The organism is Lelliottia sp. JS-SCA-14 (assembly GCF_035593345.1).
Taxonomy (GTDB): Bacteria; Pseudomonadota; Gammaproteobacteria; order Enterobacterales; family Enterobacteriaceae; genus Enterobacter; species Enterobacter wanjuensis.
The window spans coordinates 1,219,299-1,244,467 of record NZ_CP141606.1 but is presented as its reverse complement, the minus strand read 5'-3'; the positions used below and the strand labels follow the sequence as shown (position 1 = coordinate 1,244,467).

At 56.7% G+C, this 25,169-nt stretch carries 27 protein-coding genes; 12 read left to right on the top strand and 15 right to left on the bottom strand.

The window, feature by feature from the left end; genetic code table 11:
• Positions 1-17 precede the first annotated feature (17 nt).
• Together fimI and fimA are read right to left on the bottom strand one after the other, a co-directional pair.
• Positions 18-563: a type 1 fimbrial protein subunit FimI gene (gene fimI / locus U9O48_RS05775; protein ID WP_324723784.1), complete on the bottom strand. Its 546-nt coding sequence runs from the start codon at positions 561-563 to the stop codon at positions 18-20.
• Positions 564-628: 65 nt separating this feature from the next.
• Complete coding sequence (gene fimA, locus U9O48_RS05770; RefSeq protein ID WP_282492537.1) at positions 629-1,183, bottom strand: type 1 fimbrial major subunit FimA; 555 nt, start codon at positions 1,181-1,183, stop codon at positions 629-631.
• A gap of 306 nt (positions 1,184-1,489) precedes the next feature.
• Here fimA and folD point away from each other — a divergent pair, with 306 nt between their 5' ends.
• The 4 genes from folD (at position 1,490) to malI (ending at position 5,457) form a co-directional block, all read left to right on the top strand.
• Complete coding sequence (gene folD / locus U9O48_RS05765) at positions 1,490-2,356, top strand: bifunctional methylenetetrahydrofolate dehydrogenase/methenyltetrahydrofolate cyclohydrolase FolD (RefSeq protein ID WP_282492538.1); 867 nt, start codon at positions 1,490-1,492, stop codon at positions 2,354-2,356.
• Positions 2,357-2,359: 3 nt separating this feature from the next.
• Positions 2,360-2,572 (top strand): ribosome-associated protein YbcJ, encoded by a 213-nt coding sequence (ybcJ, locus tag U9O48_RS05760; RefSeq protein ID WP_324723782.1) that lies wholly within the window; start codon positions 2,360-2,362, stop codon positions 2,570-2,572.
• 285 nt (positions 2,573-2,857) lie between these two features.
• Positions 2,858-4,357, top strand: a complete 1,500-nt coding sequence (locus U9O48_RS05755) for a PTS transporter subunit EIIC (RefSeq protein WP_324723781.1) — start codon at positions 2,858-2,860, stop codon at positions 4,355-4,357.
• Positions 4,358-4,440: 83 nt separating this feature from the next.
• A complete protein-coding gene (malI, locus tag U9O48_RS05750) occupies positions 4,441-5,457 on the top strand; it encodes a Mal regulon transcriptional regulator MalI (RefSeq protein WP_324723780.1) in 1,017 nt (338 codons plus the stop codon).
• A 46-nt stretch (positions 5,458-5,503) separates the two neighbouring features.
• Here the strand turns inward: malI and U9O48_RS05745 are convergent, their stop codons facing one another.
• From U9O48_RS05745 to cysS, 3 genes are all read right to left on the bottom strand, one after another.
• Positions 5,504-6,883: an FKBP-type peptidyl-prolyl cis-trans isomerase gene (locus tag U9O48_RS05745; RefSeq protein WP_324723779.1), complete on the bottom strand. Its 1,380-nt coding sequence runs from the start codon at positions 6,881-6,883 to the stop codon at positions 5,504-5,506.
• Entirely contained in the window at positions 6,880-7,344 is a 465-nt protein-coding gene (locus U9O48_RS05740; RefSeq protein WP_282492543.1) for a hypothetical protein, read from the bottom strand. Before U9O48_RS05740 ends, U9O48_RS05745 begins: the two co-directional genes overlap by 4 nt.
• A 365-nt stretch (positions 7,345-7,709) precedes the next feature.
• Positions 7,710-9,095: a cysteine--tRNA ligase gene (cysS, locus tag U9O48_RS05735; RefSeq protein ID WP_285158256.1), complete on the bottom strand. Its 1,386-nt coding sequence runs from the start codon at positions 9,093-9,095 to the stop codon at positions 7,710-7,712.
• Between the two features lie 173 nt (positions 9,096-9,268).
• Between cysS and ppiB the strand changes: the two genes are divergently transcribed.
• Together ppiB and lpxH are read left to right on the top strand one after the other, a co-directional pair.
• Positions 9,269-9,763: a peptidylprolyl isomerase B gene (gene ppiB, locus U9O48_RS05730; RefSeq protein WP_095281072.1), complete on the top strand. Its 495-nt coding sequence runs from the start codon at positions 9,269-9,271 to the stop codon at positions 9,761-9,763.
• A 3-nt stretch (positions 9,764-9,766) separates the two neighbouring features.
• Positions 9,767-10,489, top strand: coding sequence for a UDP-2,3-diacylglucosamine diphosphatase (lpxH, locus tag U9O48_RS05725; protein ID WP_324723778.1), 723 nt, complete (start codon positions 9,767-9,769; stop codon positions 10,487-10,489).
• 10 nt (positions 10,490-10,499) lie between these two features.
• Here lpxH and U9O48_RS05720 read toward each other — a convergent pair whose 3' ends face one another.
• Positions 10,500-10,787: a type II toxin-antitoxin system RelE/ParE family toxin gene (locus U9O48_RS05720; RefSeq protein WP_324723777.1), complete on the bottom strand. Its 288-nt coding sequence runs from the start codon at positions 10,785-10,787 to the stop codon at positions 10,500-10,502.
• Positions 10,787-11,026 carry a type II toxin-antitoxin system RelB/DinJ family antitoxin gene (locus tag U9O48_RS05715; protein WP_324723775.1) on the bottom strand — a complete coding sequence of 80 codons (240 nt, stop codon included), beginning with the start codon at positions 11,024-11,026 and terminating at the stop codon, positions 10,787-10,789. Before U9O48_RS05715 ends, U9O48_RS05720 begins: the two co-directional genes overlap by 1 nt.
• A gap of 189 nt (positions 11,027-11,215) precedes the next feature.
• On the opposite strand from U9O48_RS05715, the gene purE reads away from it, so the two are divergent.
• The 3 genes from purE (at position 11,216) to mnmH (ending at position 13,958) form a co-directional block, all read left to right on the top strand.
• Positions 11,216-11,725, top strand: coding sequence for a 5-(carboxyamino)imidazole ribonucleotide mutase (purE, locus tag U9O48_RS05710; RefSeq protein WP_324723774.1), 510 nt, complete (start codon positions 11,216-11,218; stop codon positions 11,723-11,725).
• Entirely contained in the window at positions 11,722-12,789 is a 1,068-nt protein-coding gene (gene purK, locus U9O48_RS05705; RefSeq protein ID WP_324723773.1) for a 5-(carboxyamino)imidazole ribonucleotide synthase, read from the top strand. Before purE ends, purK begins: the two co-directional genes overlap by 4 nt.
• A gap of 98 nt (positions 12,790-12,887) precedes the next feature.
• Positions 12,888-13,958, top strand: coding sequence for a tRNA 2-selenouridine(34) synthase MnmH (gene mnmH, locus U9O48_RS05700; RefSeq protein ID WP_324723772.1), 1,071 nt, complete (start codon positions 12,888-12,890; stop codon positions 13,956-13,958).
• 4 nt (positions 13,959-13,962) lie between these two features.
• On the opposite strand, the gene U9O48_RS05695 is transcribed toward mnmH, so the two are convergent.
• The 6 genes from U9O48_RS05695 to ybbA all read right to left on the bottom strand — a co-directional run bounded on the left by U9O48_RS05695 (position 13,963) and on the right by ybbA (position 21,229).
• Positions 13,963-14,622 carry a methionine ABC transporter permease gene (locus U9O48_RS05695; RefSeq protein ID WP_282492566.1) on the bottom strand — a complete coding sequence of 220 codons (660 nt, stop codon included), beginning with the start codon at positions 14,620-14,622 and terminating at the stop codon, positions 13,963-13,965.
• The gene (gene sfbB / locus U9O48_RS05690; protein WP_285158260.1) at positions 14,615-15,628 is read right to left on the bottom strand and encodes a virulence-associated ABC transporter ATP-binding protein SfbB; all 1,014 of its coding nucleotides are present in this window, start codon (positions 15,626-15,628) and stop codon (positions 14,615-14,617) included. The genes U9O48_RS05695 and sfbB overlap by 8 nt, the downstream gene beginning before the upstream one ends.
• Before the next feature lie 58 nt (positions 15,629-15,686).
• The gene (locus U9O48_RS05685; protein WP_285158261.1) at positions 15,687-16,520 is read right to left on the bottom strand and encodes a MetQ/NlpA family ABC transporter substrate-binding protein; all 834 of its coding nucleotides are present in this window, start codon (positions 16,518-16,520) and stop codon (positions 15,687-15,689) included.
• A gap of 283 nt (positions 16,521-16,803) precedes the next feature.
• A complete protein-coding gene (locus tag U9O48_RS05680; protein ID WP_282492772.1) occupies positions 16,804-17,955 on the bottom strand; it encodes a porin in 1,152 nt (383 codons plus the stop codon).
• Positions 17,956-18,131: 176 nt separating this feature from the next.
• Positions 18,132-20,546 carry a putative ABC transporter permease subunit YbbP gene (ybbP, locus tag U9O48_RS05675; RefSeq protein ID WP_324723771.1) on the bottom strand — a complete coding sequence of 805 codons (2,415 nt, stop codon included), beginning with the start codon at positions 20,544-20,546 and terminating at the stop codon, positions 18,132-18,134.
• The gene (gene ybbA / locus U9O48_RS05670; protein ID WP_285158263.1) at positions 20,543-21,229 is read right to left on the bottom strand and encodes a putative ABC transporter ATP-binding protein YbbA; all 687 of its coding nucleotides are present in this window, start codon (positions 21,227-21,229) and stop codon (positions 20,543-20,545) included. The genes ybbP and ybbA overlap by 4 nt, the downstream gene beginning before the upstream one ends.
• On the opposite strand from ybbA, the gene tesA reads away from it, so the two are divergent.
• The 3 genes from tesA to U9O48_RS05655 are packed head-to-tail and all read left to right on the top strand — an operon-like array spanning position 21,197 to position 23,536.
• Positions 21,197-21,823, top strand: coding sequence for a multifunctional acyl-CoA thioesterase I/protease I/lysophospholipase L1 (gene tesA / locus U9O48_RS05665; RefSeq protein WP_100780759.1), 627 nt, complete (start codon positions 21,197-21,199; stop codon positions 21,821-21,823). The two genes, ybbA and tesA, sit on opposite strands and share 33 nt — an antisense overlap.
• Positions 21,813-22,622, top strand: a complete 810-nt coding sequence (locus U9O48_RS05660; protein WP_282492571.1) for an SDR family oxidoreductase — start codon at positions 21,813-21,815, stop codon at positions 22,620-22,622. The genes tesA and U9O48_RS05660 overlap by 11 nt, the downstream gene beginning before the upstream one ends.
• Positions 22,623-22,681: 59 nt before the next feature.
• Positions 22,682-23,536, top strand: coding sequence for a co-chaperone YbbN (locus tag U9O48_RS05655; RefSeq protein WP_324723770.1), 855 nt, complete (start codon positions 22,682-22,684; stop codon positions 23,534-23,536).
• Positions 23,537-23,702: 166 nt separating this feature from the next.
• Here the strand turns inward: U9O48_RS05655 and fetB are convergent, their stop codons facing one another.
• Both fetB and fetA read right to left on the bottom strand, forming a co-directional pair.
• Complete coding sequence (gene fetB, locus U9O48_RS05650; protein WP_324723769.1) at positions 23,703-24,485, bottom strand: iron efflux ABC transporter permease subunit FetB; 783 nt, start codon at positions 24,483-24,485, stop codon at positions 23,703-23,705.
• On the bottom strand, positions 24,472-25,149 hold the full coding sequence (gene fetA, locus U9O48_RS05645) for an iron efflux ABC transporter ATP-binding subunit FetA (RefSeq protein ID WP_285146747.1): 678 nt from the start codon (positions 25,147-25,149) through the stop codon (positions 24,472-24,474). Before fetA ends, fetB begins: the two co-directional genes overlap by 14 nt.
• Between the last annotated feature and the right edge of the window lie 20 nt (positions 25,150-25,169).

Genomic DNA, 25,169 nt, shown 5'->3' with positions numbered 1-25,169 from the left:
CGCAGGTGTGTACGACGTTATGGATAAATCAACGTAAACCAGACATCCGACTGAATATTGCCCGGCACAAGGTGTTCTGAAATAGCCCGATAGCGAGCGCTGAAATGAAATGTCACATCAGGGGTGTCTATCGGCAACATCGTGGTTGCGGTGGCATTAGGGATAATCTGGCGCTGCTGCGAATCAAATAACGCCAGCCCAATTCCGCTGCTGACGCGACTATCGCCGGGCCGGGAGGTCGCCAGAAAAACCTGCGGATCTTCTGCGGGCGTGACGCCCTCAAACATCATCCCCACCGTGCGCGACACGTCCACGCTGCAATCCACCAGCCGTAAGGTAAAGGGCACTGCTACCGTTGAAAAACTGCCGACGCTGGTAAAGGAGTTTGTGCGATATTGCCCCATTTCCACGCGCAGGCTTTGGCTCTCAGGCGCCACGGCACAGCCGCCGTTAACCAGCTCGCCTTTCATCTGTACCCGCCCGCCGTCTACCACCACCGTATGCGCCAGCGCTGGCATCGCTACGAAGATGGACAGCAAAAACAGGAGCCATTTTCTGGTCATCCTTAGCCCTCGATATGCTTCAAACAGGCCTCTTCCCTGAGGCCGGGTCATCCCTGAAGCGCGGATTATTCGTATTTCATCACGAAGGTAGCGTCCGCGTTGGCCTGACCAGGTTCAGTGGTCGCCGCAGTGGATTTGTAACGCGCGGTAAAGTTCAGGGTGTTAGTGCCTTCAATCAGCGTTTTCGCTGCGGAGAAGGTGGCACCGTCTGGGGTCAGGGTGCTGGAAGAGCTGTCGAGGATTTCGATACCAACACCTTTCGCGGTGTTGTCGTTATCGCCTGCGGTGACTGCCAGCAGGGTTTTATCGGTAGCATCGATCTGGCCGGTGAACGCAACGGAAGCGGTTGCCGCGACAGTCGGGTCACAATCATTCAGTTCAATGGTGAACGGAATATTGGAGGTGGTATCACCCACTTTGGTGAATTTCGCCGTACGATATTGACCCAGGGTCACAATCTGATCCGCAGATTCAGTATTTACCGCACAAGCTGCGTTAACTAATTCACCTTTAAAGTGAACGGTACCGCCATTTACGGATACGGGATCCGCTGCATGTGCTGCACCCGCAACTAATACCAGCGATGCGATGACGGAAGAAGCAATATTGCTAAATTTCATATCTGTTCCTTTGAATGTAATAAGCCCTTCCCGCGTTAATTCGGGAATTAAAAACACAATCAATTGCACAATTGAATGTTTATTTTGGAAGCATCAAAGTAGCCTGGTAACGAATATTAAAACAGGTCAAAACACTGGCATTAATCCAGGCTACATCCTAATTTGCCTTAGGAAAAGACCATTCAAAGCACAGGGTTTAGCGCCTGATTGTGGAAATCTCTCAATGGGTGACTGACAGCGGGCCTCGCTTCTGACAAAATATAGGCAATCCCCCTTTCAAACGTTACAGACGGAATCCTCTCTCTGATGGCAGCAAAGATTATTGACGGTAAAACGATTGCGCAGCAGGTGCGCTCTGAGGTCGCGGAAAAAGTGAAGGCGCGTACAGCGGCCGGAAAACGCGCTCCAGGGTTAGCCGTTGTGCTGGTTGGTAGCAACCCGGCATCGCAAATTTATGTCGGCAGTAAACGCAAAGCATGTGAAGAGGTGGGCTTCGTCTCCCGTTCCTACGATCTGCCTGAAACCACCAGCGAAGCAGAACTGCTTGAGCTGATTGATACCCTGAACGCCGACGAGGTGATCGACGGGATTCTGGTGCAGTTGCCGCTGCCTGCGGGCATCGACAACGTGAAGGTGCTGGAGCGCATCGCGCCGGACAAAGACGTGGACGGTTTCCATCCGTACAACGTCGGTCGTCTGTGCCAGCGCGCGCCGCGTCTGCGTCCCTGTACGCCGCGCGGGATTGTGACCCTGCTCGAGCGCTACAACATCGACACCTATGGCCTGAACGCCGTGGTGATTGGCGCGTCCAACATCGTTGGCCGTCCGATGAGCATGGAGCTGCTGCTGGCCGGTTGCACCACCACCGTCACCCACCGCTTTACCAAAAACCTGCGCCAGCACGTCGAGAATGCCGACCTGCTGATCGTGGCCGTCGGTAAGCCGGGCTTTATTCCGGGTGAGTGGATCAAAGAAGGCGCGATCGTCGTGGACGTGGGCATTAACCGTCTGGAAAACGGCAAAGTGGTGGGGGATGTGGTTTATGAAGATGCCGCAGCGCGCGCGTCTTACATTACCCCCGTACCGGGCGGCGTCGGTCCGATGACCGTGGCGACCCTGATTCAGAATACATTGCAGGCATGCGTTGAGTATCACGACGTAGAGGAAGCGTAAAAGATGGCAACATTTTCATTAGGTAAACACCCGCACGTAGAACTGTGCGATCTGCTCAAACTGGAAGGCTGGAGCGAAAGCGGCGCGCAGGCGAAGATTTTTATCGCTGACGGGCTGGTAAAAGTGGACGGCAAAGTGGAAACCCGCAAACGCTGCAAGATTGTCGCCGGTCAGACGGTAAGTTTCCAGAACCAGAGCATTACGGTTACCGCCTGAGTCGCTTGATGCCCGGTGGCGCTGCGCTTACCGGGCCTACTTGTTTTTGTAGGCCGGGTAAGGCGCAGCCGCCACCCGGCATTTACACCATACCGCACCCATAATCCCCCTCTCCTATAACGATTAATTCTCGATCAACTTCAAAGAATCACTATTTCGTTTGCTCAAATGTGAAAATTAAGTTGCGCGAAATTCTGGCTTCTCTCACGATAAGTAGAACGTTCTACTAAAACGTTCTACTTACAATAACAGCGCCTCTCAAAGCGCTTCTCGGGGGAAATCAGCATGGGTCTGATATCAGGGTTTGTTAAATCGTTGTCTAAGTTATCGATGATTGGTCGCGCGTTGATGCTGCCAATCTCACTGCTTCCTGCTGCGGGCCTGCTGTTAGCCTTCGGCGATAAATTCCACATGCCGCTGATGATGAACGCCGGCGGGGTGATATTTGATAACCTGCCGATGCTGTTCGCCATCGGTTCCGCCGTGGGTCTGGCGTCAGAATCCGGTATCGCGGCCCTGTCGGCAGCGGTCTCGGTCTTTGTCACCAACATCACCATCGGCACTGTCCTGAGCATCACGCCGGAAATGGCCTCTCAGGGCGGGAAATACGCCATGGTGGTCGGCATTCCGACGCTGCAGATGGGCGTTTTCGGCGGCCTGATCTGCGGTATTCTCGCGGCCTGGTGCTACAACCGCTTCCACACTATGCAGCTGCCGGAATTCCTCGGCTTCTTCTCTGGCAAGCGTTTCGTCGCTATCGCCACCGCTTTCCTGTCGTTCGTTCTCGGCCTGCTGTTGCCGTACGTCTGGCAGCACATTCAGGCGGGGATCGACGCCCTGTCGGTGATTGTTAACGGTGATAATCAGGCGGCCTCGACCTTTATCTTCGGTCTGGTAGAACGTGCGTTAATCCCGCTCGGCCTGCACCACATCTGGTATCCGTCGTTCTGGTACTCGTTTGGCGATTACACCACTCAGGCGGGCCAGGTGATCCACGGCGATCAGACTATCTGGTTCAAAATGCTGGAAGAAGGCACCAAATCCTTCAGCAGCGACACTTACCAGAACGCCGGTAAATTCATGCAGGGCGAGTTCCCGCTGATGCTGTTCGCACTCCCTGCGGCCTGTCTGGCGATGTACCACGAAGCCTACACCAAGAACAAAAAAATCGCCTTCGGTATTCTGTTCTCGGCGGCACTGACCTGCTTCCTGACGGGCATCACCGAACCGGTTGAGTTCACCTTTATTTTCGTCGCGCCAATCCTGTACGTCTTTAACGCCATCATGGCGGGCCTGGCCTACATGACGATGTATCTGCTGCACGCCCACATTGCCAAATCCTTCTCTGCGGGCCTGATTGACTACATCTCCTTTGGTATCCTGCCGTCGTTTAACGGCTACCAGACCAACTTCCTCAACGCCGTGATCATCGGTATTCCGATGGCGCTGATTTACTACTTCACCTTCCGCTTCGTGATCCGTCGTTTCGATGTCAAAACGCCGGGGCGTACGGAAGTGACCGCAACGACGGACGACAAAACCGACACCGAAATCGCGACCGAAATCATCGGCCTGCTGGGTGGCGCGAAGAACATCGACTCCGTCGGGTCATGCATCACCCGTCTGCGTCTGGAAGTGGCGAAGAGTGATGAAGTGGATAAAGACGGACTCAACGGACTCGGCGCGCGCGGCGTGGTCTTTGTCGGCGACAACGGTATTCAGGTGATTTTCGGTGCCAGAGCACAGTTTATCGCCCAGACCATGTCCACCATGATCGGTAAATAATAAGATGCCGGACCGGCACGTCTCCTGTACTCTGGGTGACGTGTCTTATCCGGCTGATAATCAGGAAATTTCAGGGAGCGAGTTTGAAGAAAGTCGGCATTATTGATGTGGCAAAACAGGCTGGCGTGTCGGTCTCCACCGTCTCGCTGGTGTTGCGCCAGAAAGGGAAAATCTCAGAGGCAACCATTGAGAAAGTCCAGGCTGCCATCAATACGCTCGGCTACATTCATAACGTCGCTGCCGCCAATCTTCGCGCCAACACCTCCAATCTTATCGGCCTGATCCTGCGCGATTTCAGCGACAGCTTCTCCATCAAAGTGATGGCGAGCATCGTGCAGGAGCTGGAAAAACAGGGCTTTATGGTCTTCCTCGGGCAGCCGCTTAACGATCACGAACATCTTGAGCGCTGCCTGCTTTCGTTTAAACAGCAGGGCGTGGCGGGGGTGATTTATTTGTCGTCCGATACGCGAACGTCCAGTCTTCCGTCGCAGATCCGCGAATGCCCGCTGCCGCTGGTCGTGGTTTCTCAGTCCTTACTCAATGATCCCTGCAATCTGGTGATGCGCGATAATCGCCAGGCGGCGAATCTCGCCACCCGCTATTTGATTGAACGCGGCCACCGCAATATCGCCTACATCGGCGGGCGGGAAGGCTGCCTGATCCGCGAGCAGCGCCTGTTAGGTTTTCGCAGCGCGATGACCCAGTACGGGCTGGTGAACCGCGAAGAGTCCTCTCCGGTCTGTAGCGATGATACTCAGGCGGCGGGGTTTATCACCCGTCAGCTGCTGGAGAAAAACAACACCATCACCGCCCTGCTCTGCCATTCGCCGGATGCGATGATCGGTTCGATTTCCGGCATTCATCAGGTGGGCCGCACGGTCGGGAAAGACGTGTTTCTGACGCAGCAGGTCGCGCTGGTGGGGTTTGAAGATATGCTGCACGTGAATCTCACCTCGCCGTCGTTCACCTATGTGTCGTCGGCGAGCGAAGAGACGGGCCGTCAGGCGGCCGGATTGATGATTCGCAAGCTGAAAGAGCCAGAGCTGCAAACGCAGCGCATCACCCTGTCCGGGCAGCTGATCGCCCGTGAGTCGGCCTAGAAATGAAAAAGCGCCCGAATCCGTCGGGCGCTTAGGGTTTACAGCATTACTTAGCGGGGCTGATACTCACGACTTTCACGTCGTACACCATCGTCGCATTCGGTGGAATATTCGGCGGACTCCCCGCTTCACCGTACGCCAGCTCCGGCGGTACGACCATCTGCAGTTTGCCCTGATTATTCATCATGCTGATCGCGGTTTTGAACAGCGGCGGGAATCTGTCCAGCGGCAGCGCCAGCACTTTACCCGTTTTGTTCATGTCCTTGATCACTTTGCCATTCGACAAGCTTTCGGTCACCGCAATCGCCACGATATCGCTGTTTTTAATCGCGCCGCGACCTTTCTCGGTGATGCGATAGTAGTAACCCATCTCCGACTTTTTGACGCCCGGCTTTTTGCTGTACTTCGTGATGAAATCACTGTTGGCGGCATCCGTCGGCGCAGGCTGCTGCGATTTCGCGGTCACGCTGGCATCCATCTCCTGCAGCTCAGCCAGCATCTTCTCTTTCGGAATTTTAAACTTGCCGCTCATCATATCCGTCACGCCGCTGACGACCTGAGGCTGGGACACCTTGAAGCCATCGGACTCGACCTTTTTCATCGCGTTCAGCACGTCATGACCCCAGAAGGCGCCCAGCGCATAGGCCCGAATGTCTTCCTTGCTGACAGGCGCAGGCGTTTCCGGCGTGGTCTTGAGGCTCGCCATCTGTTTGGTCTGCGCATCGAGCTTCGCGGTCGTTTCCTGCCATTTGGTCTGCAGCTCGGTGGATTTCCCGTTGCTGTCCGCCAGGGCTTTCTTCACAGAGGCAAGCTCGGTGGCTTTCGCACTCTGATCGGCGGTGAGCGCCGCCAGCTTTGTCGTCAGCGCAGCCGTTTCATTCTGGCTGTCCGCCAGGGACTGCTTAAGCTGGGCGGTCTCTTCGCCTTCGTCCAGACGCGTCGCGGTAAGATCGGCGATCTGCTTGTTGGCGCTTTCCAGCTGCTGCGCGGTGGTTTGCAGCTTCGTTTGCAGGTCTGCCAACTGCTTCTCGCTGTCGGCGAGTTTCTGCTGCTGCGCTTTGGTCGTGGAATCCTGTGACGAGGCGTACTGCTTCGCCAGCTCCGCGATTTTCTTTTCCTGCTCGGCTTTCAGCGCCGCAACCTGGGCATTGAGTGCGTCGGTCTGCGCCTGCGAGGTTTGTAGACGATAGCCCGCGCTCTTGTGCATCGGTGCCGCTTTTGGCTTCGACGGCGCGATCTCTTCCGCATCCGGCAGGTTGACCGGCGTTTCCATCAGCAAAGAGGGAATTTCACTGGACTGAGAGGTAATCGAATCCAGCGATTTCACCGCCGCGGCGTTATCACCGGCCTGCGAGGTCTGAGCCAGGATGCAGCTCAGTAAAACCGGAATCGAGATAACCAGAGGTTTCAATCGGAATATATTCAATTGGTATTCTCCACTCGACTAATCAACGCCTGTCGAACCGTTTGTTCTATATCGCTGCATATTTTCTGCGTTTTAAATTTATAAAACGCGTCCATGGTATCTTTTGTTTGCACCGTAATATCTTCGCGCACGGCGGTATAAACGGAAGCACTGGCTAATAACTCATTAAATATCGATTTTTTCTGCGCATACAGACGCGGGCTAATTTTGGACAATGCGACCAGTTCACGCTGACAGGTCGATGCCGAGCCTTCTGCGCTCGCCGCGGCTGGCTGCGGCTCTGGCATGGCGGCTGGAGTGAGCACAGGTGCCGGGACGTAAGACGTTGTCGGGCCTGACATTGTCTTCTTATTCGCTGTTTTATTTTGCTGGCAACCGGCGGTTACCAATAGCGTTGAGATAATCATCAACGAAAAGAGCGGCCTTCCAGCATATTTGCGGAATTTATCAGTAACGATCACGAGCTTATCCTTTAAATATCCACTTTGGTTCACGTCAAGGAATTAACGTCACATGCCAGTTGGAATAATAGACGAGCGATTATAGGGTGAATAAATGCGCAAAACCATTTTATTGGGGCGTTAAGTTATCCAAAATGAGACCGCTTAACAGGTGACATTTATTGAGGAAATATGGCGGGGTGTGGTGCAGAAAAAAGCCGGGTGGCGCTTCGCTTACCCGGCCTACGGGATAAATGCAAAACGGCAACATCCGTTGCCGTTTTTAATATTTTCTCCCTCTCCCCGTGGGAGAGGGTTGGGGTGAGGGCACCAGACCGCACTCATTTGTAGGCCCGGCAAGCATCGCGCCGCCGGGCAACACAAACTTACTTCCGACGCCAGGTCGTCCCCTGCGGACCATCTTCCAGAATGATCCCCATCTCGGTCAGGCGATTACGCGCCGCATCTGCCGCCGCCCAGTCTTTCGCCTGGCGTGCTTCCAGACGCGCTTTAATCAACGCTTCAATCTCCGCCACTTCACCATCGTCCGCCTGCGCGCTGCTCTGCAGGAACACTTCTGGCTCTTGCTCCAGCAGGCCCAGCACCGCAGAGAGTTTACGCAGATGAGAAGCCAGCGCGTTTGCCGCCGCCATATCTTCTGTCTTCAGACGGTTCACTTCACGCGCCATATCAAACAGCACGGAATAGGCTTCCGGTGTGTTGAAGTCGTCATTCATCACTTCGATAAAGCGCGCTTCGAACGCCTCGCCACCTGCCGGTGCAACGGATTTGTCGGTGCCGCGCAGCGCGGTGTACAGACGCTCCAGCGCCGAGCGAGCCTGTTTCAGGTTCTCTTCGCTGTAGTTCAGCTGGCTGCGGTAGTGGCCCGACATCAGGAAGTAACGCACGGTTTCCGCGTCGTAATATTTCAGCACGTCGCGCACGGTAAAGAAGTTGCCCAGAGATTTGGACATCTTTTCGCGATCGACCATCACCATCCCGGAGTGCATCCAGTAGTTGACGTACTCGCCGCCGTGCGCACAGGTGGACTGGGCGATTTCGTTTTCGTGGTGCGGGAACATCAGGTCCGAACCGCCGCCGTGAATATCGAAGTGTTTGCCGAGCTGTTTGCAGTTCATCGCCGAACACTCAATGTGCCAGCCCGGACGCCCTTCGCCCCACGGAGATGGCCAGCTTGGCTCGCCTTCTTTGGACATTTTCCACAGCACGAAGTCCATCGGGTTACGCTTCACGTCAACCACGTCAACGCGCGCACCGGCCTGCAACTGGTCCAGATCCTGACGGGAAAGCTGACCGTAGTTTGGATCGGTCGGCACTGAGAACATCACATCGCCGTTGTCCGCCACATAGGCGTGACCGCGGGCGATCAGCTTCTCGGTGATGTCGATAATTTCGTGGATGTGATGCGTGGCGCGCGGCTCGCTGTCCGGGCGCAGAATGTTCAGTGCATCAAAATCTTTGTGCATTTCGGCGATCATGCGATCCACCAGCGCCACAAAGCTTTCGCCATTTTCATTGGCGCGTTTGATGATTTTGTCATCGATATCGGTGATGTTACGCACGTACTTGAGCGTATAGCCCAGGAATCGCAGGTAGCGAGAGACCACGTCGAAAGAGACAAACGTACGCCCGTGACCGATATGACAGAGATCGTAAACAGTGATACCACACACGTACATGCCGACTTCCCCGGCATGGATAGGTTTAAATTCCTCTTTTTGGCGCGTCAAAGTATTAAAGATTTTTAACATCGAAGATTCCGTGTAGACGTGTGTGGACAATAAAGTCTGTATAATACCCATAATTCAGACCGGAATCAGCACACAATGCAAGATGATCCCGTCTAAGGGTTATGCTATAACAGCCCTCTATCTGTGACCCAGAGTTGGGTCGACGCTCTACAATACCGGAACAGGATGCAAAAATGGTTACTTTCCACACTAATCATGGCGATATCGTTATCAAAACCTTTGATGATAAAGCGCCTGAAACAGTCAAAAACTTCCTGGACTACTGCCGCGAAGGTTTCTACAACAACACCATTTTCCACCGCGTGATCAATGGCTTTATGATTCAGGGCGGCGGTTTTGAACCTGGCATGAACCAGAAAGAGACCAAAGAAGCGATCAAAAACGAAGCCAACAACGGTCTGAAAAACACCCGTGGTACCCTGGCAATGGCGCGTACTCAGGCTCCACACTCTGCGACTGCCCAGTTCTTCATCAACGTGGCTGACAACGACTTCCTGAACTTCTCCGGCGAAAGCATGCAGGGCTGGGGCTACTGCGTGTTCGCAGAAGTGGTTGAAGGTATGGACGTGGTTGAGAAAATCAAAGGCGTGTCGACTGGCCGCAGCGGTATGCACCAGGACGTTCCAAAAGAAGACGTGATCATTACTAGCGTGACCGTTAGCGAGTAATTGGTGGCGACACTGTTTATTGCAGACCTCCATCTGCAAACAGAAGAACCGGCGATTACCGCCGGTTTTCTGCGTTTTTTACGCGGTGAAGCGCTGTCTGCCGACGCGCTCTACATTCTGGGCGATCTCTTTGAAGCCTGGATTGGCGACGACGATCCTAACCCGCTGCACCGCGAAATAGCCGCCGCTATCAAAGCGCTGGTCGATTCCGGCGTCCCCTGCTTCTTCATCCACGGCAATCGCGATTTTCTGATTGGCAAAGGTTTTGCCCGCGAAAGCGGCATGACATTACTGCCGGAAGAAAAGGTGCTGGATCTCTACGGACGCAAAGTCTTGATCATGCACGGCGACACACTCTGCACCGACGATACCGGCTACCTGGCGTTTCGCGCCAAAGTCCACACACCGTGGATCCAGACGCTGTTCCTCGCCCTGCCGCTGTTCATCCGCAACCGCATCGCCGCCAAAATGCGCGCCGGCAGTAAAGCCGCCAACAGCAGCAAATCCATGACCATCATGGACGTCAACCCGCAGGCGGTTGTCGACGTGATGGAAAAACACCGCGTGCAGTGGCTGATCCACGGCCATACCCATCGACCGGACGTTCACTCCCTGACGGCCAACGGCGAACCCGCACACCGCGTGGTGCTGGGTGCCTGGCACACGGAAGGCTCGATGGTAAAAGTCACGCCGGACGGCGTTGAACTGATTCAGTGTCCGTTTTAATTCCCTTCGATTAGAGAATTCGCTTGATCGCTTCCGAATAGACATCGGAGTGCTCTCGTCTTCCCACCGACACCACAAAGACAACGACTTTTTCGTCGATGACCTGATATACCAGTCGATAGCCGGATGCTCTGAGCTTGATTTTGTAGCAATCCGGCATTCCGCGAAGTCTGTTTGCTTCGATTCGGGGCGACTCAAGCACTTCCGCTAACTTCTTTTTGAGTTGTTCACGTATCGTCGAGCCCAGCTTTCGCCATTCCTTTAGTGCACGCTCGTCAAAATCCAGGAGATAAGTCATTAGAGGTCATCCAGCTTCACACGCACTGGCTTAGGGTTACGAAGACGCTCTTTAACGATTTCTACCAGCTCAGCATCTTCGTCACTCAACAGAGTCTGTCTAAAAGGCAGACGTTCATTTTCAGCAATATACTCAAGCATAAGACGCAGCGCTTCAGAAGGCGTAACGCCCATTCTCTCCAGCGCGGCATAAGAGCGTGCTTTGAGTTCGTCATCGATGCGCAGATTGATGCTACCCATATTAAAACCCTTTTTGTAATTACAAACGTCATTACAAGTATTGCACCGCCCTGAAGGGAATACAAGCCAGCAGCCATCAAAGAACGTTGGGTTAACAACCGCCACGCAATCGTTTTCCTTGGCACAATTTAATGCTATTCTCTGTGCCCTCAAAGCAGTGTGTTCCGCACCACAGGAGTTTTAAGACGCATGTCTTCCCGCAATAATCCGGCGCGAGTCGCCATCGTGATGGGGTCCAAAAGCGACTGGGCTACCATGCAGTTTGCCGCCGAAATCTTCGAAATCCTGAATGTTCCACACCACGTTGAAGTGGTCTCCGCGCACCGTACCCCCGATAAACTGTTCAGCTTCGCCGAAGGCGCAGAAGAGAATGGCTATCAGGTGATCATTGCCGGTGCGGGTGGTGCAGCACATCTGCCGGGCATGATTGCCGCCAAAACCCTGGTGCCGGTGCTCGGCGTGCCGGTGCAAAGCGCGGCTCTGAGCGGCGTTGATAGCCTCTACTCTATCGTCCAGATGCCGCGCGGGATCCCGGTTGGTACGCTGGCGATTGGCAAAGCGGGTGCCGCGAACGCTGCCCTGCTGGCCGCACAGATTCTGGCGACGCACGACAAAGAATTGCATCAGCGTCTGGTCGAGTGGCGTAAAGCCCAGACCGACGATGTGCTGGAGAATCCCGACCCGCGAGGTGATGCATGAAGCAGGTTTGCGTCCTCGGAAACGGTCAGTTAGGCCGTATGTTGCGCCAGGCGGGTGAACCGCTGGGTATCAGCGTCTGGCCCGTCGGGCTGGACGCCGAACCGGAAGCCGTGCCGTTTCAGCAGAGCGTGATCACCGCTGAAATCGAGCGCTGGCCGGAAACCGCCCTCACCCGCGAGCTGGCGCGACACAACGCCTTCGTCAATCGCGATGTGTTCCCGATTATCGCCGATCGACTGACGCAAAAGCAGCTGTTCGACAAGCTGGGTCTTGTCACCGCGCCGTGGCAACTGCTGGCGGATAAGAGCGAGTGGCCTGCTGTGTTTGAAACCCTCGGCGAGCTGGCGATCGTCAAGCGCCGCACCGGCGGGTACGACGGTCGCGGTCAGTGGCGTCTGCGTGCGAACGATACCGCTGAGCTGCCGGACGAGTGCTACGGCGAGTGTATCGTCGAGCAAGGCATCAATTTTAGCGGCGAAGTGTCGCTGGTCGGCGCGCGCGCGCATGACGGCAGCACGGTGTTTTATCCGCTAACCCATAACCTGCATCAGGACGGCATTCTGCGCACCAGCGTGGTATTCCCGCAGGCGAACGCTGCCCAGCAGGCGCAGGCCGAGGATATGCTCTCGGCGATCATGCATGAGCTGGGTTACGTGGGCGTGATGGCGATGGAGTGTTTTATTACGCCAGCCGGTCTGCTGATCAACGAGCTGGCCCCGCGCGTGCACAACAGCGGCCACTGGACGCAAAACGGCGCCTCCATCAGCCAGTTCGAGCTGCACTTGCGCGCCATCACCGACCTGCCGCTGCCGCAGCCGGTGGTGAACAGCCCGTCGGTGATGATCAACCTTATCGGGACCGATCTGAACTACAACTGGTTGAAACTGCCGCTGGTGCATCTGCACTGGTACGACAAAGAGGTGCGCGAAGGGCGCAAAGTCGGCCATCTCAATCTGAACGATGACGATACGGGCCGCCTGAGCGCGACCCTCGAAGCGATGATTCCCCTGCTGCCGCCGGAGTACGCGAGCGGTATAGCCTGGGCGCAAAGCAAACTCAAATAAGTGCTAAATGCCGGGGAGTTGATCTTCCCCTTCCCCGGCTTCATCTGACGCGCGTAAAATCCCACACCATTGCTGTCTTGCACTTTTCAGGATTTTACATGAACGATGGAACGGACTATCGCGCCATTCTCACCACTGCGACACCCTTAATCGACGTTCGCGCGCCGATCGAATTCGCCCAGGGCGCTATGCCTGCGGCCCTTAATCTCCCCCTGATGACGGACGACGAGCGCGCCGCCGTGGGCACCTGCTACAAACGCCAGGGGCCAGAAGCAGCGCTGGCGTTGGGCCACCGTCTGGTCAACGGCGAGACGCGCGAGCAGCGGATTAACGCCTGGCGCGAGACTTGTCTTGCCAACCCGCACGGCTATCTCTGCTGCGCGCGCGGCGGGCAGCGCTCGCATATTACGCAGGCGTGGTTAAAAGAGTCGGGCATCGATTACCCGCTGATTCCGGGTGGTTACAAGGCCCTGCGTCAGACGGCGATTCAGGCCACCGCCGAGCAGGTGCAAAAACCGATGGTGCTGATTGGCGGCTGTACCGGGAGCGGGAAAACGATTCTGGTCAAAGAGCACGCGCAGGGTATCGATCTGGAAGGGCTGGCGCATCATCGCGGCTCTTCGTTTGGCCGCACTCTACAGGCTCAGCTGTCGCAGGCCAGCTTTGAAAATCACCTGGCCGTCGAGCTGCTGAAAAAGGACACCCCGCGCTGGGTGCTGGAGGACGAGGGTCGGATGATTGGCTCGAACCATCTGCCGGAATGTATGCGCGAACGGATGGTCGACTCCCCCATCGTGGTGGTGGAGGATCCTTTTGATGTACGTCTGGAACGCCTGCGCGAGGAGTATTTCGCGCACATGTGGCATGAATTTTCTGCCGCCTACGGCGAAGAAGCGGGCTGGCAGGCGTACGCGGAGTATCTGCATCACGGCCTGTTTGCCATTCGCCGTCGTCTGGGACTGCAGCGCTTTGCGGAACTCACCGCGTTACTGGATTCCGCGCTCATCGAGCAGCAGCGCACAGGACGTACCGAGGCGCACTATTCCTGGCTTGCGCCACTGCTCAATGACTATTACGACCCGATGTACCGCTATCAGCTGGAGAAAAAAGCCGACAAGATTGTTTTTCGGGGCACGTTTAACGCGGTGGCCGCCTGGCTGGCGGCCTGATTCTCTAGCGGCGATCGCGCTTGTCGGCGCGTTTCGCCAGCCAGTCGCCCAGTACCTGGACGATCTGCACCAGCACGATCAGCGCGATCACGGTGACGACCATCACCTGGGTTTCATAGCGGTAATAACCGTAGCGGATCGCCAGATCCCCTACTCCGCCGCCGCCGACGATCCCCGCCATCGCCGAGTAACCGATCAGGCTGACCAGGGTGATCGTCAGACCGCGCAGCAATCCAGCACTCGCCTCCGGCAGCAGGACGGTGCAGATAATACGCATCGGGCTCGCGCCAAATGCTTCTGCCGCTTCAATAATGCCTTTGTCCACTTCGCGCAACGCGCTGTCCACCAGACGGGCGTAGAACGCAATCGCCGCCACGGAAAGCGGAACCGACGCCGCAATCGGGCCGATGGTGTTGCCGAGCAAAAGCTGCGTCAGGGGCAGGAGCAGCACCAGCAGGATCACAAAGGGCACCGAGCGAATGATGTTCACCAGCACCGAACTCACCAGATAAACAAAACGGTTCTGCCAGAACAGATGCCGGTCGGTGACAAAAATCAAAAAGCCCAGCGGCAGGCCGCCAATGATCGCCAGCACCGTGGAGATGCTCAGCATCTGGAAAGTTTCGTTAAACGCCAGGCCGAGGTCGGCCACTAAATCATCCACGGATCACCTCCACCTGCGCAGTACGATGACGAATATGTTCAACAGCGGTTTCCACGACGGCAGGATCATCCGCCGTCAGCTGCACCACCAGAATCCCCAGGGCACGCTCGCCGATGTACTCGATTTTGCCGTGCAGAATATTCACCGCCACGCCAAATTTGATCGCCACATCCGAAAGCACCGGCTGCTTGGCAGAATCGCCGATAAACAGAATTTTCAGCAGTTGCCCCGGCAGGTGCTGCTGCAAACGCTCCGGCAGGGTAAGGTTCAGGGTGTGTGACACCAGCTGCTGCGTAAACGGGTGCTGCGGATGGGCAAAGACGTCAAACACCTCGCCCAGTTCCACCACTTCGCCGCCGGACATCACCGCCACGCGATCGCAGATAGATTTGATCACGTTCATCTCATGGGTGATCAGCACGATCGTGATCCCCATCTGCTGGTTGATCTGCTTGAGCAGCGCCAAAATGGTGGCGGAGGTTTCCAGATCCAGCGCAGAGGTCGGTTCATCACAGAGCAGGACGTCAGGATGGTTGGCAATGGCGCGGGCGATACCGACGCGCTGTTTCTGCCCGCCGCTTAGCTGCACCGGATAGCGATTCGCTTTGTCCGTCAGCCCAACGAGGGCGAGGATCTCCGTGACGCGCGGGGCGATTTTATTGCGTTCCCATCCGGCGGCTTTCAGGCTGAACGCCACGTTCTGCGCCACGGTGCGGGTGTGCATCAAATTGAAATGCTGGAAAATCATGCCGATACGCTGGCGGGCTTTGCGTAAATCCACGCCGTCGAGAGCGGAGATCTCCACGCCGTTAACGTTGACGCGGCCCGCGCTTGGGCGCTGAAGGGCGTTCAGGGTGCGCAGCAAAGTGCTTTTCCCCGCGCCGCTGGTGCCGACGATGCCAAAAATCTCACCGGCGGCAATGGTCAGGCTGACGTCGGAGACCGCGCGGGTGGAAGGCCCGCGCCCGGTCTGAAAGTCGACGCATACCTTGTCTAACTCAATCATGTCTACCTCAGAAATGCGAAAAGGGCAGACTCAGCTGCCCTGTCAAACCTGTACGCGATTAGGGTTTTGCCGCTGTCATCCAGTCGGGTTTCTGGAACGCGGTATAGACGTTTTTCGGGTCGTCAATCACCGCGCGATAGGCCGGAGACTCAACCACCGCCACGATATCTTTGGCGAAAGGTTTATCCGCATCTTCGGTACGTACGGCGATGATATTTTTCAGGTTTTCGTCGAGATGCTCCTGCGCCAGTGCGCTGGAGAGATCCATACCGGCGGCAATCGCGAAGTTGCCGTTAACCAGCGAAGCGGTCACGCTATCCAGCGTGCGCGGCAGCTGCGCGGCTTCCAGCGGTTTGAACACCAGCCCTTTCGGGTTGCTGGCGATATCACGCTCGGAGGCTTTGGTGGGATCGATGTTCTCTTTGATGGTGATGAGTTTCAGGGACTGCAGGAAACGCAGGCCGCGCGCGAGGTTGGTCGGATCGTTTGAAAGGGTGATGATATCGCCCTTTTTCAGCTCGTCCAGGCTTTTGATCTTGTGAGAATAAAAGCCCATACCCGCCGTCGGCACGGTGAGTAATTTGGTCAGTTTCAGCCCTTTATCCGCCGTGAACTTGGTGAAATAGAGCGAGTGCTGGAACAGGTTGGCGTCGATGCTGCCGTTGGAGAGCGCCATATTCGGCTGTACGTAATCGCTGAATTCGCGCACCACGACTTTGTAGCCCTTCTCTTTAAGCGAAGGGGCGATGGCCTGTTTGACCATGTCGCCGTACGGGCCAGGCGCGACGCCAAACACGATGGTGTGCGGATCGCTGTTAGCGTGGGCAGCCTGCAAACCGCAGACCAGCAGAAGCGCACCGGCAGCGGCGCGAAGCGTGTGACGAATTCCCATGAGATCTCCATTTCAAAGCGGTGTGGCGTTGTGTTGCACCGTGCGATGCGGCGCAGAGTCTGTTTAACATGACACAGATCACAAGCGGCTGTCCTTGAAATTATTTCATGATGTTGCGGAATATGTCGTTGAATGTGCAGGAGATTGGGATATGCGATTTACGGCAAAGGTTAGACAGCAGATGAGGGTTTAGTAGCCCCGGTAAGCGCAGCGCCACCGGGGACAAACCGCACAGTCCGTAGCCCCGGTAAGCGCAGCGCCACCGGGGACAGACCGCTCCGACTTAGAAGTCGTAGCGCAGACGCACCAGGTTCATATCACCCAGATCGTCGGTGCTGGAGGTAAACACGTGCTCATAATCCACGCGGAAACCGTAATCCAGCTGGAAGCTCACACCCACGCCGTTGTCGGTGCGCTGATAGTTGCGGCCATTCACATACTCAATACGATCGCCCATCACATACGGCTGAACAGATTTCAGCGCGTACTGACCGACCGGGATTTTGTAACCCGCGAAGTACTCAATACCCCAGGCATCACCGGCGAAGTAGTCGTTCACCGACACTTTTTTGGTGGTCATGAAGTTCTGGTACCAGCCGCCGCCTGCGGAGAAGGTCCAGTTGTCCGGGGTCCAGCTCAGCGCTGTACCGAGGATGTTCTGGTCGTAAGATTTGCTGTCGCCGTTATCCGGGTTACGCATATCCGCACGGGTGTAGTTCCACGCCGTACCCCAGGTCAGATCGGTGGTCAGGTGGTAATCAATACCCAGTGAGCCGCCGCCTTTACGCTTGTAACGCAGGCCGTTACCCGGCAGGTATTCACCGTCTTCGAACAGGTAAGATGCGTAGATGTCAGCATCACCTACGGTTTTCTTATATTTCAGCATTTTGCGTGAACGATAAGAGCCGTCGTAGTCGCCGTTGATGCCGTTACCCGGAGCCTGACCGATCATGTCATAGTCCCAGATATCGGTTTTCGCGCCGACCACATCGTAGTACACGCTGTTCTGTTGACCGAAGGTCAGCGTACCCCAGGTCGCGCTTTTCAGGCCGGTGTAAAGCATACGGCGAGAAGTATCGTTCGCGCCTTCGGCGTAGTGGTTATCCCAGTCAAACAGCGCCGGAATGTTCACACCCAGCTCGTAGTAGCTGATCCAGCTGATATCATCGAACAGGTAGTAATCTGAGGCGAAACGGAAACGGGTGCCGCCGTCGAAGCCGTTACGTTTGTAAGAACCTTTGTCGCCGTCGCCCGTCATCATGTTGAACTGAGGACGAATACTGCCGCCGACGGTGAAGTTAAGACGGCTCAGCGGATCGCCCGCCTGCGGGTCTTGCTTCAGTAAAGTGATTTCCGCTTGTGCTGCGAAAGACGCCAGTGCCACTGCCGCGCCGATCGTTGCCGCCAGCGCTGTTTTTTTTATGGTCATTATTATTCCTTGATAGACATACTGCTAACTATTTAGCGCAGGGATAATATCTGGAATTAAACGAACCGTGTTGTCGGGTTTTTAATGATTTGTGCTGCTAAATGTGGGGGTATTATCATTTTGTGCTACTAAAGGATTACGCACCAGTCGATAAACCGGTGCGTAATCATCACAGGAGGAAATTAACTGGCAAACTGACGGAACAGCGCCTTACCTTTTAACAGCCGCGTTCCCAGCCAGCCGCCGCACAGGGAGAGCAGCACCGCGCCCGACACCGGCAGGATCAGCCACAGCCGCCAGTCCGGCTCCCACGGGAAGTCGAACACCTTGGTCTGCAGCACGGCCAGCGCGGTTTCCGCACCTATCGCCGCCACCAGGCCGGAGACCAGCCCGAGCAGCGCAAACTCACACCACAGGGTGGTCCGCAGCAGGGTTTTACTCGCTCCGAGCGTGCGATACACCACCAGCTCCTGATGACGCTGACGCATACCCACCTGCACCTGCGCAAGCAGCAACAGCACGCCGCAGGCGGTCACCAGCACCACCATCACCTCCAGCGCACGGCTGACCTGCTCCAGCACCTGGCCGACCTGTTTCAGGATCGCGCCGATATCCAGCAGGCTCACCGTCGGGAACTCACGGTTCAGCTGCGTCAGCATGCCGTTGCCGTTCTCCCAGCGGAAGCTGGTCAGCCAGCTTTGCGGCTGACCGTCGAGCGCCCCGGACGGGAAGATAAAGAAGAAGTTCGGGCGCAGGCTTTCCCAGTCCACTTTACGCAGGCTGGTTACTTTGGCGCTAAAGTCCTGGGTGTCGCCGGTGAAGGTCACCGTGTCGCCCAGGCCGACGTTCAGACGCGCCGCCAGCCCCTCTTCCATCGACACTTCTCCCGCTTTTGGCGGCCAGTTTCCGGCTGTGATCGGATTGTGGTCCGGGCGTTTGTCCTGCCAGGTCAGATTCAGCTCGCGGTTCAGGGATTCATCCTGATTCCCTTCCGTCGACTTGCCGTTAATTTGCGTCAGGCGCGCGCGAACGATGGGATAGAACGACTCGGGCACAATCTGATGTTCCGCGAGGAAGCCCTTCAGCGGCGTAACCTGTTCCGGCGCGATGTTGATGAGGAAATAGTTCGGGCTTTCCGGCGGAAGTTGCTGCTGCCAGCGATCGAGCAGATCGCCGCGCAGTACCAGCAGCATCGCCAACAGCATGAAGGAGAGCGAAAACGCCGAGAGCTGGCTCAGAGTCGACCACGGCTGGCGCAGCAGGCGATTCACCGCCAGACGTACGGGCAGGGATTTCAGCGTCAGCCCTTTCAGCAGGTTCAGCAACATCCAGCCGAGCACGCCGCACAGCAGCGCCAGCACCACGGCACCGGCCAGCACAGCCCACAGGAGCATACTTCCTCCCATCAGCCAGGCGAGCAACATCACCACCACCACGACCACCACCGGCAGATAAAACTTCAGCGGCCAGACGCTGGCGACCACATCACGGCGCAACACCCGCAGCGGCTGCGTCGCCAGCAGCAGACGGTATGGACGCAGGCCGACCAGCAAAGAAATCACTACCATCGCGCCGATGGCCCACAGCCACGGCCACAGGCTGGCAGGTGGCAGTTCGGCAGGCAGCACCGGTTTCAGCAACACCATCAGCACTTTTTCAAACAGCAGGCCGATAATCCCGCCGGTGATGGCGGACAGTATCAGCACCATCAGCCACTGGCCGACGATCAGCTTACGCAGCTGCGCCCTGCCCGCGCCGAGGGTTTTCAGGATCGCCACCAGATCGTAGCGGCTGCGACAATAGTGCCCCATTGCCACCGCCACGGCAGCGACGGCCAGCAGCATGGTCAGCAGCGCGGAGAGAAGTAAAAACTGCTGCGAACGCTCGAGGGATTTCCCCAGCGCGCCGTCGTCCTGCTCCATGCCGATCCAGCGATGCTCCGGCTTGAGCTGCGGTTTCAGCCAGTTTTCGTAGGCTTCGAGCTGTGTGGGTGTGCCACCGAATTTGTAGCGCCAGGTGACGCGACTGCCCGGCTGCACGGCCCCGGTTTTTGCCACGTCCGCCGTGTTCATCAGCAGACGCGGTGCCATCTGGAACGGGTTAAAGCCGGAGTCCGGCTCCTGCACCACTTCCCCGGCGATTTTCAGCGTGGCGTCGCCGACGTCAATGCTGTCGCCGGTTTTCAGGTTCAGCAGGGCCATCAGGCGTGGCGCGAGTAACACCGAGCCCGCCGTCGGTTTGAGGCCCGGCGGATTGGTTTGCAGATCGCCGTACATCGGATAGACGTCGTCGACGGCTTTGACGCTCGCCAGCTGCGGCGTGTCGGCGGCAAAGGTCATGGTCTGGAAGCTGAGCTGCTGACCAACTTTCAGCCCCTGTTTACGCGCCTCCTCGATCCACGCCTGGGGTACGTCGCGCGAACTGCTGAGCGTCCGGTCGCCCGCCATAAACTCGCGGCTCTGCTGGCTTAGCCCCTTTTCCATGCGGTCGCTGACGCTGCCTAGCGCCAGCACGCAGGCCACCGCCAGACTCAGTGCCAGCCAGACAATCAGCAGCGACGGCGAGCGCCATTCGCGCCAGAACCAGCGGGCAATCATGCTTCCTCCTGCAACTGCCCGTTGACCAGACGCAGACGGCGGTCGCAGCGGGCCGCCAGCTCAAGGTCGTGCGTGACCAGAATCAGCGTGGTGCCGTGCTCGCGGTTGAGGGAGAAGAGCAAATCGGCAATTTTATCGCCCGTCTGCCGGTCCAGATTGCCGGTCGGTTCATCGGCAAACAGCACCTCGGGGCGACCGTTGAAGGCTCGGGCCAGCGCAACGCGCTGCTGCTCCCCGCCGGACAGCTGCGCCGGGAGATGGTCCAGACGCTTGCCAAGACCCAGCTGTTCCAGCAGGGCTTTCGCACCGCTGCGGCTTTGGCTGGCGTTTTCCCCGCGCAGCAGGCCCGGCAGTTCGACGTTTTCCAGCGCGTTGAGCGTCGGAATGAGCATGAAAGACTGAAATACAAAGCCGATATGTTTGGCCCGCAGCGCCGCGCGCGCCTCTTCGTCGAGGTTATGCAGCGGCTGGCCGACAAGGTTCACCTCGCCGCTGCTGCCATCGTCCAGCCCGGCCAGAATCGCCAGCAACGTAGACTTACCGGAACCGGATTCACCAATCAGCGCGATGGTTTCAGCGCGTTTGACAACGAGTTCAACTCCGGTGAGGATGGATAACTCGTGCTCACCCTGACCGACGGACTTCTTAAGATGATGAACTGCAACAATGTTTTCCGCTGGCATTTGCCCTTCCTGTTTCTGATTCTGATGACCTTTCGCGCCGCTGCGGCGGACACGTTACTGGTGCTGGGTGACAGCCTGAGTGCGGGCTACCGGATGGCGGCCACTGCCGCCTGGCCTGCGCTGCTTAACGATAAGTGGCAGACCCAAACGCCGGTGCTGAATGCCAGCATCAGCGGGGATACGTCCCAGCAGGGGCTTGCGCGCCTGCCCGCTTTGCTCAAACAACATCAACCGCGCTGGGTGCTGGTCGAACTGGGCGGTAACGACGGTTTACGCGGCTTCCAGCCGCAACAAACAGAAGAAACCTTACGCAAAATTATTACGGATATTCAGGCGGCCAACGCCCAGCCGCTATTAATGCAAATTCGTCTGCCTGCGAACTACGGACGCCGTTATAATGAGGCCTTTAGCGCCATCTATCCCAAGCTTGCCAAAGAATTCGATATTCCGCTGCTGCCATTTTTCATGGAAGAGGTCTATCTGAAACCGCAATGGATGCAGGATGACGGTATTCACCCCAATCGCGACGCCCAGCCGTTTATCGCCGACTGGATGGCAACGCGACTGGCTCCTCTAGTTAAACATGACTCGTAATACAGCGGAGATCCTGACAGGTAAAGTTATGCAAAAATCGGTCTTAATAACAGGATGTTCCAGCGGAATTGGCCTTGAGAGCGCGCTCGAACTGAAGCGCCAGGGATTTTGGGTATTAGCCGCATGCCGCAAACAAGAAGACGTTGATCGCATGCACAGCAAAGGTTTTCAGGGCGTGCTGCTGGATCTGGACTCGCCAGAAAGCATAGAACGCGCCGCCGCCGAGGTGATCGCCCTGACCGGTAATCGTCTGTACGGCCTGTTTAATAACGCCGGTTTCGGCGTGTACGGCCCGCTGCAAACCATTTCACGCGAGCAGCTTGAGCAGCAATTTTCCGCCAACTTTTTTGGCATCCACCAGCTCACCATGGCGCTGCTCCCGGCGATGCTACCGCATGGCGAAGGGCGCATTGTGATGACCTCCTCGGTGATGGGATTGATCTCCACACCAGGCCGCGGGGCCTATGCCGCCAGCAAATATGCGCTGGAAGCCTGGTCCGATGCGTTACGCATGGAGCTGCGCCACAGCGGGATTAAGGTCAGCCTGATTGAGCCTGGCCCGATTCGCACCCGCTTCACGGAAAACGTGAATCAAACCCAGTCCGACCATCCGGTTGAAAACCCCGGCATCGCCGCACGATTTACCCTCGGGCCGGAGGCGGTGGTCGCCAAAGTGCGCCATGCTTTTGAAAGCGAACGGCCAAAAATCCGTTATCCGGTCACCCTTGTAACGCACGCCGTGGGCTGGCTTAAGCGCCTGCTGCCGGGCCGGATGATGGATAAAATTTTACGCGGATGAGTTGAAGCCTGGCTCCTCATCCCCCATGTATTTGTCAAATTGATAAAAGAGAATGCCGTATGTCCGTACAGAATATTGTCAACATCACTGAAGCGAACCTGCATCAGACACTCGAAGTGTCGATGACCAAACCCGTGCTGTTCTATTTCTGGTCCGAGCGCAGCCAGCACTGTCTGGAGCTGACGCCGGTGCTGGAGAGCCTCGCGGCGCAGTACAACGGTCAGTTCCTGCTGGCAAAACTGGACTGCGACGCCGAGCAGATGGTGGCGTCTCAGTTTGGCCTGCGCGCCATTCCGACGGTGTATCTGTTCCAGAACGGTCAGCCGGTCGATGGCTTCCAGGGCCCGCAGCCGGAAGAGGCGATCCGCGCCCTGCTCGACAAAGTGCTGCCGCGTGAAGAAGAGTTGAAAGCGCAGCAGGCGCTCGAACTGATTCAGGAAGGCAAGCACGACGAAGCGCTGCCGCTGCTGAAAGACGCCTGGCAGATATCGAATCAGGACAGCCAGATTGGTTTGCTGCTGGCGCAGACGCAGATCGAACTGCATCGTTCGGAAGACGCTGAAGCGGTGCTGAAAACCATTCCATTGCAGGACCAGGATACCCGTTATCAGGGCCTGGTGGCGCAGATTGAGCTGCTGAAACAGGCGGCAGATACCCCGGAAATCCAGCAGTTGCAGCAGCAGGTAGCGGAGAACCCGGACGATGCGGCGCTGGCCAGCCAGCTGGCGTTACAGCTGCATCAGGTTGGGCGTAACGAAGAGGCGCTGGAGCTGCTGTTCAGCCATCTGAAAAAGGATCTGGCTGCCGCCGACGGTCAGGCGCGCAAGATGTTCCAGGAGATCCTCGCGGCGCTGGGCACCGGCGATGCGCTGGCGTCGAAGTATCGTCGTCAGCTTTACGCGTTGTTGTATTAACCCTACGCGATGCCACCCGGTAAAACGCCCGGTGGCGCTACGCTTACCGGGCCTACGAAATTCGCAATATGCAAAATTGTAGGCCGGGCAAACGCAGTGCCGCCCGGCAAAAATGCCCGGTGGCGCTGCGCTTACCGGGCCTACGAAACCGCGAAAAACCTTCACCTCACCCCGCCTTTTTCAACTGTGTCACCACCAGCTGATGCCGCGAGTTGTAGAATTTCCGATAGATTAAATAGCAAGCAATAATGGTCGACAGACTGGCGGTCGAAAGCAGCATAAAGGTCACCATTATCTGATACTTAATCGCTTTCACCGGGTCGATACCGGCGAAAATCAGCCCGGACATCATCCCCGGCAAACTCACCAGCCCGACCGTTTTCGCTGAATCCACCGTTGGGATCAGCGAGGATCGAATACTCTCGCGGATCAGCCGTGCTGATGCCGTTTTCGGCGTGGCTCCCAGGCTCAGCTTCTCCTGGATCTGCTGCTGCTCGCTGCTAAACCGCTGGCCGAGATTGTTGTAGCACAGCCCCACCGCCACCATCGCGTTCCCCGCAATCATCCCGGAGATGGGAATCACCTGCATTGGCGCAAATTCGATCGAGCCCGAGAGGACCAGCACCGTCAGCGTCAGCGCCGTGCCCGTGGTAATCGCGATAAACGATGAGATAAAGGCTTTGTCGATGTATTTACTGCGCTTTTGCGCATTCCACGCCGCGTTGAAGCAGATAAACAGCACCATCAGCAGCGTCAGCACCGCGTGGTTGACGTTGAAAATGTACTTCAGCACATAGCCGACGATAATCAACTGGATCACCGCGCGGCAAATGCTCCACACGATATCCTTTTCCAGACCGAGCTTTTCCCGGTGGCTGACCAGGATCGCCACCAGCACCAGCACCATCGAAAGGGCCAGCGATTCGTTAGTAATATTATGCTCGTTCACGGTTTGCCTCCTGCATCTTTCCGCCGTGTGCCTGAAGGGTGATCACCTCGTCGGCATGGGCAATCTCACCCGCGTCGTGCGTCACCCACAGCACCGCAATGTTGTTCTCTTTGGCATAGCGATGAATGATCTCATTCACGTTGCGCTTGTTGCTCTCGTCCAGCGCACTGGTCACTTCATCCAGCAGCAAAATTTTCGGCAGAAATTGCAGATTACGAATCAGCGAGACGCGCTGTTTTTCGCCGCCGGAAAGTTCGTTTACGGACTTAGTCAGGGTTTCCTCTGGCAGATTAAAACGCGCCAGATCGGTGATGAATTTTTCCGGTTCCGGCGCTTTATCGCGGATCTGCCAGGGGAAGATCAGATTGTCGTAAACCGTCTCCCCAAACAGGGAAGGCGTTTGCACGCAGTACGAGACCTGCTGGCGGTAGCTCTCAGGTGAAAGCGTCGCGATATCCTTGTCTTCAAAGAAAATGTCCCCTTCGGTCGGGCTGAGCAACGAGGCAATAATCTTCAACAAGGTGCTCTTTCCACAGCCCGACGGCCCGGTAATGAGCCTGAACTCGCCAGGCTGTACGCGAAAATTAATCCCCTGCAATATCGTGGTTTCGCCCACGCGAAAACCGACGTTCCTGAGTTCCAGAAGCGCGTGATTATCCTTCATATCATTTCCCATTTTTTCAT

Bases quoted from the DNA above. Each gene is read 5' to 3' on its own strand.
- U9O48_RS05655 (WP_324723770.1), top strand. From the start codon at position 22,682: ATGTCCGTACAGAATATTGTCAACATCACTGAAGCGAACCTGCATCAG.
- purE (WP_324723774.1), top strand. From the start codon at position 11,216: ATGTCTTCCCGCAATAATCCGGCGCGAGTCGCCATCGTGATGGGGTCC.
- ppiB (WP_095281072.1), top strand. From the start codon at position 9,269: ATGGTTACTTTCCACACTAATCATGGCGATATCGTTATCAAAACCTTT.
- fimI (WP_324723784.1), bottom strand. From the start codon at position 563: ATGACCAGAAAATGGCTCCTGTTTTTGCTGTCCATCTTCGTAGCGATG.
- fetA (WP_285146747.1), bottom strand. From the start codon at position 25,149: ATGAAGGATAATCACGCGCTTCTGGAACTCAGGAACGTCGGTTTTCGC.
- cysS (WP_285158256.1), bottom strand. From the start codon at position 9,095: ATGTTAAAAATCTTTAATACTTTGACGCGCCAAAAAGAGGAATTTAAA.
- mnmH (WP_324723772.1), top strand. From the start codon at position 12,888: ATGAACGATGGAACGGACTATCGCGCCATTCTCACCACTGCGACACCC.
- ybcJ (WP_324723782.1), top strand. From the start codon at position 2,360: ATGGCAACATTTTCATTAGGTAAACACCCGCACGTAGAACTGTGCGAT.
- fimA (WP_282492537.1), bottom strand. From the start codon at position 1,183: ATGAAATTTAGCAATATTGCTTCTTCCGTCATCGCATCGCTGGTATTA.
- folD (WP_282492538.1), top strand. From the start codon at position 1,490: ATGGCAGCAAAGATTATTGACGGTAAAACGATTGCGCAGCAGGTGCGC.
- U9O48_RS05715 (WP_324723775.1), bottom strand. From the start codon at position 11,026: ATGGGTAGCATCAATCTGCGCATCGATGACGAACTCAAAGCACGCTCT.
- U9O48_RS05720 (WP_324723777.1), bottom strand. From the start codon at position 10,787: ATGACTTATCTCCTGGATTTTGACGAGCGTGCACTAAAGGAATGGCGA.
- U9O48_RS05685 (WP_285158261.1), bottom strand. From the start codon at position 16,520: ATGGGAATTCGTCACACGCTTCGCGCCGCTGCCGGTGCGCTTCTGCTG.
- U9O48_RS05660 (WP_282492571.1), top strand. From the start codon at position 21,813: ATGACTCGTAATACAGCGGAGATCCTGACAGGTAAAGTTATGCAAAAA.
- ybbA (WP_285158263.1), bottom strand. From the start codon at position 21,229: ATGCCAGCGGAAAACATTGTTGCAGTTCATCATCTTAAGAAGTCCGTC.
- ybbP (WP_324723771.1), bottom strand. From the start codon at position 20,546: ATGATTGCCCGCTGGTTCTGGCGCGAATGGCGCTCGCCGTCGCTGCTG.
- tesA (WP_100780759.1), top strand. From the start codon at position 21,197: ATGATGAACTGCAACAATGTTTTCCGCTGGCATTTGCCCTTCCTGTTT.
- U9O48_RS05755 (WP_324723781.1), top strand. From the start codon at position 2,858: ATGGGTCTGATATCAGGGTTTGTTAAATCGTTGTCTAAGTTATCGATG.
- purK (WP_324723773.1), top strand. From the start codon at position 11,722: ATGAAGCAGGTTTGCGTCCTCGGAAACGGTCAGTTAGGCCGTATGTTG.
- sfbB (WP_285158260.1), bottom strand. From the start codon at position 15,628: ATGATTGAGTTAGACAAGGTATGCGTCGACTTTCAGACCGGGCGCGGG.